Genomic DNA, 6,079 nt, shown 5'->3' with positions numbered 1-6,079 from the left:
TAATTATCTGGAGTGAAATCATGGAAAACCGAAGGAAACCTGCGCCTCCCGCCGCCACGCTCGACATAAACTGCGACTGCAAAGAATATGTCTAATGTTGAGCTCAACATTACACATATTCGCGCGGGGACAGATCGATCTCGAGTGTTTCGCGTTCCTCATCCGAGAGGTCGCCAAGCCGACGATTGAGCATGGCTTCTGCGGTCGAGACGAGCTGGACGACAACGGCGTTCCCATCAGCGATGGCGGCGTCGATGGCTGGTAACAGGCTCGGCAGCTTCATCGACAGAAGCAGCTGCGCGAAAAAGCGCTGCTTGGTGCCCTCGAAGATCGACAGCGCTGCGGACTTGGCACCGGAGTTGAGCGTCCCTCCGGTTTCGCTATCGACGATGCGGGTAGCCTCCAGCGCGTCGCGCAGGTTGGCGTGAATGATCGCCCAGGCCTCGGCATAGGCATCATAGACCGCGATCTGATCCTCGCTCAGGCAATGCTCGAGGATCTCGTATTCGACGCCGGCGAAGGACAATGCACGCGCGGTATAGAGACCGAGCGACTTGAGGTCCCGGGCGACCAGCTCCATCGCTGCGATTCCGCCGTCACGAATGTCTGCCACGAAGGCCTCACGATTGGCGAAAGCGGTCTCCGGCCCCCACAGGCCGAGGCGCGTGGCATAGGCCAAGTTGTTGACGTCTGACGCGCCGGTTGCCGAGGCATAGAGCACCCGCGCGCGGGGCAGGAGGTTTTGCAGGCGCACGCCCGCGATACCCTGCTCGGAGCCCTTGACCTTGCCCCGTGATCCTTCTCCGCCAGCAGCATTGGCCATGGCGTGCGCCTCGTCGAACACGATGACGCCGTCGAAGTCGTCCCCCGCCCAGGCGAGGAGCTGGTCGAGGCGGGTCGCCTCGTTTCGGCCTGACCGCAGGGTCGGGTAGGTCACGAAGAGAATGCCCTCGCGCATGGCGATGGGGGTGCCGAGCTTCCAGGATGCAAGCGGCTGGATATCGATCGGCAGGCCGCCGAGCGCTGCCCAGTCGCGCCGGGCATCTTCCAGCAGTGCCTCGTTCTTCGAAATCCAGATATGGCGCCGTTCCCCGCGCACCCAGCGGTCGAGGATGACGCTCGCAACCTGACGGCCCTTGCCGGCGCCGGTTCCATCTCCAAGGAAATAACCCTGCCGGTAAGTCTGACCTTCTGCAGATGCCTTGAGCGAACAGCCCTTGTCCTCGGGTTCGAAGCGGCCGGGAAGATTGCGCGCGTGAGCGTTGGCCGCGTAGATCAGAGTCTCTGCCTGGGCAGTCGACAGCAGCCCTTTGGCAACCAGCCCGTCGGGCAGCTGCGGTACAGCTTCGGGCATCGGCGCGGCGATCGACCCCATGGCGACCGACTCTACGAGCGGCGTCGGATGCTCGCCTGCGCCATGGATCACGATCCTGCTCGGACGATAGGGCAGATAGTGGCCGACCTGAGGGGCAAGCGGCGCAGGGGTTTCGAGCGACTGGTAGGTGAGCGTCCTGATGGCGGATGCTGCAGGCGTGATCTTGTCGGGTGTCGGCAGCGGCCTGCGCGGCGCGGCGACCAGGCGAAACGGCGCACGAGCCGGAAGACTTGATTGCTCGGAAGCAGCCGCCAAGCCGGCGCGATCCGGCAAGGCATCGACGAGATCGACCAGCTGGCGAAAGTCGCTTGTGCGGATGGCCACAGGCTCATGGGAGTGGTCCACCTTGTCGAGAACCAGCAGCCGCGTGGTGATGCCGGTGCCATGCTTGACGAACGCGCGTTCGACGGTGGCATTGAGCCGTAGCGAGACCGGTCCCTTCAGCCCCGCCAGGAACTTCGCGCAGTCGAACCATTCAGGCATGATCGCGACAAGGCGACCGCCGGGTGCCAGACGGCTCCATGCCGACCTGAGGTGGCGCGAGCCGGTGCGACTATCGTGCCCTCGCTCGATGCCGTGCGAATAGGGAGGGTTCATCAACACGACGCTTGGGGTGATGGCTGGATCAAGCAGTTCGTCGATCAACTCAGCGTCATGGCCGGCCAATCGGGCAGTCGGGAACAGGGCATTCAGGCAGTCGCGACGCAACGGGGAGATTTCGTTGAGGCAAAGGCGCGCGCCAGCCTTGGCGGCCCAGACCGCGAGCATCCCCGTTCCGGCCGAGGGTTCCAGCACAAGCTCGTTAGTGGCCAGCGCGCAGGCCCGGGCAGCGAGCCAGGCCAGGCGCGGCGGCGTTGCGAACTGCTGCCATTCGATCTGCTCGTCGCTGCGATTCGTCTGGGTCGGAAGCCGGGCATCGAGGGAACCGAAGAACTGTTCCGCCTTGTCGATCGGGGTCGAGAGCGAAATCTGATCTGAAGATTGCAGGTATTGAACCTGTGCCACCTCAAGCGCTGCGTGAGCGTCACGAACTGACCAACGGCCGAGAGCATCGCTGCCCCCGAAGTGCTCCGTCATGATCCGCGTGACGTCGCTACGTGAAAGCGCGCGGCCTGCCGCCAGCTCAGAACCCATGGTCTGGGCCGCCATCATAACAACGGGCGGTGTTGGATCATCGAATGCAAAGGCGAGGGAAGAGTTGGACATGGGAACCTCCTGACGAGGTCCTGCGGCGGGCAGACCTCAATCAGCCGAAGGCCCCCTCCCCTCTGCTCGATGGATCGGGTTGTCGGGCGAGGCGCGACTTAAGTTCATCGTTCCAGTCAAACCCGGGTGAGACTGGCGCGCGTGAGTGGATAACGCGGTCAGGCGCAGCGTAGGCCTTAAGCGCGCGCTCCTCGGCGTGAGCACCTCCGGCGTCATTGTCGATGAACAGGAAGAGTTCGTGCACGCTCTCCGGGATCGAGACGAGACCGAACCGCTCGTTTCCAAGCGTCGCCCAGCACGGGATCCCGAAGAGCTGCATGGCTGAGAGGGCGCTCTCGATACCTTCGGCAAGGCCCAGCCTCCCCTGCTCCGGGGGAGCAACTCTGACGGCGCCAAAGCCGAGACTGCCAAGCGCACGCTTGGGTCGCTCGAAGCCGGCCAGCTTGCCACTCGCCACATCGAGAAATGTCCTGTGTACTGCGATAACGCCAATGTCAGTCGTTACTGCGGCCAGCATCGCAGGGAGAAACTTAACTGCCCCCCGTGGCCCGAGCGGCGTACGTTCAAGGTAACGGAACTGGTCAGATGCGCGCTGGAGACCGCGCTGTGCGAGATATCGTTCGACCGGGCTGTCGGAGATCGCCGAAGCCGATTGCCACAAGCGTCGCGCATTGGGACTGAAGTCACTCTGATTTTGCCGATCAGCTGTCCCAGGGCCGGAACCATCAAAGAGCTCTCGGCTGCGAAAGCCCTGGCGATCCAATGCAGCAATGACGTCCTCATTCGAACATCCGGCGAAGCAATGGAACAGGATGGCCTTTCGCCCCAAGGTCACGCTGAGCGACGGTGTGCGGTCGTCGTGGGCAGGACAGCAGCACATGCCCTTGCTCTGGCGCCATGTTCCCTTGAGGCGTTCGACAATCGTGCGGGCACGGCGTTCGAGTTGATGACTTTTCTCTAGCTGGGGCATCGACCTACTCCGGTTGAGGTGCTCTCCCCGCGCAGCCTCCGCTCTGCACCAGCGCCAAAGCATTTTCCTACATCGTTTGTTCTTTATATGTTCTCACTCGATTCGGCTATAGAAGGATCGAGAAATGACAATGAAAGTCCTCCTGATCGGCGGCATTGCCATCGCATCAGCCATACCTGCTAATGCCCAGGATCTGCCAAGGCCAGAAGTCCCCGAGCAACGTGCCGGTCCATCCGGCGGCATTAGGATTGCCGAAGCATCGAACGGATTTCAGTTGGTCGAGCATGGGTTCTGGCAATCCGAGCAGGCCGCCCCAGCACCAAGTTCGAGCGTTGCAGAAAATGGCCGAGTCAACCTGCCGTACAGATACGAGCCCAAGGCCAAAACTGCCCCATCCGGGTTTCGGCGGGCGAGCTACCTGCCCCACGTCTATGCGGCGGAAGCGAAGTATTCATTGCCCACCGGCCTGCTCGACGCGCTCGTCTGGACGGAATCCCGCTATAACCCCCTTGCTGTCAGTCCGGCAGGAGCTGCGGGCCTTGGCCAGCTGATGCCAGCAACGGCCAAGGAACTCGGCGTCTCCAATCGCTTTGACCCCATGGCCAATGTCTTCGGCGCGGCGCGATATCTGAGGCAGATGCTCGACAGGTTTGGCGTGGTTCACCTCGCTGTCGCGGCCTACAATGCCGGTCCAGGCGCAGTCGAACGCGCGGGCGGTATACCGCGGAATGGCGAGACGCCCGGATATGTCCGCGACGTCCTTCGCCATTGGCGCTTTTAGCGGTCTATCCCCAAGTTAACCGAAACAGAGGCAATCGACTGATTGTTGCCGGGCTGGACCATGTCGCAGGCAAGCGACTGCACGGGAATTTAGCCGCTTTTGGCATCGGCCGGGTACTTGGCTACGATCTGCATTACCTCCTTACCCCACAACGCCAACGCCTCGCGCTTCTCGTTGGTATACTGGTGTCGGTGATAGACCCCCGCCACACCGGCCATAGCTGATCCTGACTGGTGATTGAGGACCGCCTCAGAAACCACCAGAGGTATGCCGAGACGCTGGAGGCCAGTTGCCACTGTCCGCCGAATGTCATGCATTGTGAAGTGACCGGCTTCGTAGCCGAGCTTCTCGTCCACGCTTGCTCTGATCCGCTTCCATGCTTTCGAGAGGCCGCTAACGCTGTTCGTGCTGGTGACCTTCGATGCCAATAGAATCTGGGATTGCTTGTGAGCGTCGTCAGGGTCGATCCCTGCGGCCATGAATACCTCTGTGACGACTGCAAGAGCCTGCGCGGACAGCGGCACCACATTCGCTTTGCCATTTTTCGCTCGGTCGCCTGGGACGGTCCAGACCTTCGCCTTGAAATCGAACTCGTCACAAGCTGCATCGAGCACTTCTCCCCGGCGTTGAGCCGTAAGGACAAGCATCTGCACAAGGTGACCGAACGGATAGCCATCCTCGACCGCAGATTGCCATAGCGCCGCGAGTTCTCGGTCGCTGAGTACGCGATCACGAGGTTCATTCCGCTTCGGACGCCACGCGTCCCGGCAGGGATTAGCAGGCATATGCTCGAGTCTGGTGAGTGCCCACGTGTAGAAGGTCGAAAGATGGCGATAGACGATCCGCGCCATCGTCAGGGTTTCCTTGCCCCGCTCGAATGCGATCTTCTCAACAAAGCGGCTCACGTCACCTCGGGTAATAGAGTCCGCGAGGCGGTCTCCCAGCTCAGGCTCAATGTACTTTCGGAAGACCCGATCGAACTCCCTCGCGCTGCGCTTTTTGCCCTCGATCTGCTGGGACAGATACGTCTCGTAGAGCTCGGCAACCGTACCGACGCCCTTTGACCCCTGCCTCTTAGCACCCGGCTTCCTGGCAATGCTCTTGCCCTGCTCGACATCGACAAGCAGATCGCGCGCCTTCTTACGCGCATGGGCGAGGGTAAAACTCGGACCATGGCGTCCGATGGTCACATTCAACCACTTGCCCTGAACCCGCTTGCGCAGAATGTACGTCTTGATACCACTGGCGCCCATGCGGAGCCTCAGGCCGGGGACGATACCATCGGCCAGCTCAATCTGACCAGCCGCCGGCGCCTTGAGTCCTGCGATCTTCGCGTCCGTCAAACCTACTTTGTTCGCCATATGTACCTGCTACCTTAGGTAGCTTTTTGTAGTGGATACTGGCGAACATTTCAAGAACAATGCGGACTGTGAATCCCGGAGTTCCGCCATTTTTGGACACATGCGGATGCGCTAGGACCCTCTGATCATGGCTCTTAATCAGCGGGTCCTTGGTTCGAGCCCAAGTGCGTCCACCAGTTTTTTCAACGGCCCCGCAGCGATGCGGGGCCGTTGTGCATTGGGACATGGTACACGGGGTCGCTCCCCCAACCATGGCCCCCAGACGGAAGACGATATGGCCGGATACAAGACCCCCGATTTCAGTCAGCGCGCCGCCGCGTCGCGCGATGCCAAGGCGAGCGCGCTCGAAAAGCTGCGCAACAAGGCAGCCCCGGATCCCGATCCCG

General features: G+C 61.6%; 4 protein-coding genes and 1 tRNA gene. 2 read left to right on the top strand and 3 right to left on the bottom strand.

The window, feature by feature from the left end; translation table 11 throughout:
* Nucleotides 1-109: 109 nt before the first annotated feature.
* Nucleotides 110-2,581: a strawberry notch-like NTP hydrolase domain-containing protein gene (locus tag COA17_RS18310; protein ID WP_096614326.1), complete on the bottom strand. Its 2,472-nt coding sequence runs from the start codon at nt 2,579-2,581 to the stop codon at nt 110-112.
* A gap of 40 nt (nt 2,582-2,621) precedes the next feature.
* Complete coding sequence (locus tag COA17_RS18305; protein WP_096614324.1) at nt 2,622-3,551, bottom strand: DUF7146 domain-containing protein; 930 nt, start codon at nt 3,549-3,551, stop codon at nt 2,622-2,624.
* A 124-nt stretch (nt 3,552-3,675) separates the two neighbouring features.
* On the opposite strand from COA17_RS18305, the gene COA17_RS18300 reads away from it, so the two are divergent.
* Nucleotides 3,676-4,332 (top strand): lytic transglycosylase domain-containing protein, encoded by a 657-nt coding sequence (locus COA17_RS18300; RefSeq protein WP_096614322.1) that lies wholly within the window; start codon nt 3,676-3,678, stop codon nt 4,330-4,332.
* Between the two features lie 89 nt (nt 4,333-4,421).
* On the opposite strand, the gene COA17_RS18295 is transcribed toward COA17_RS18300, so the two are convergent.
* Nucleotides 4,422-5,693, bottom strand: a complete 1,272-nt coding sequence (locus tag COA17_RS18295; RefSeq protein ID WP_096614320.1) for a tyrosine-type recombinase/integrase — start codon at nt 5,691-5,693, stop codon at nt 4,422-4,424.
* 94 nt (nt 5,694-5,787) lie between these two features.
* Between COA17_RS18295 and COA17_RS19520 the strand changes: the two genes are divergently transcribed.
* Nucleotides 5,788-5,869 (top strand) — tRNA-Lys (locus COA17_RS19520).
* The last annotated feature ends 210 nt before the right edge of the window (nt 5,870-6,079 follow it).

It is taken from the genome of Sphingomonas ginsenosidimutans, from assembly GCF_002374835.1.
Classification (GTDB): Bacteria; Pseudomonadota; Alphaproteobacteria; order Sphingomonadales; family Sphingomonadaceae; genus Sphingomonas; species Sphingomonas ginsenosidimutans.
The sequence above is the reverse complement of the archived record's forward strand: the minus strand, read 5'-3'. Positions and strand labels throughout refer to the sequence as shown.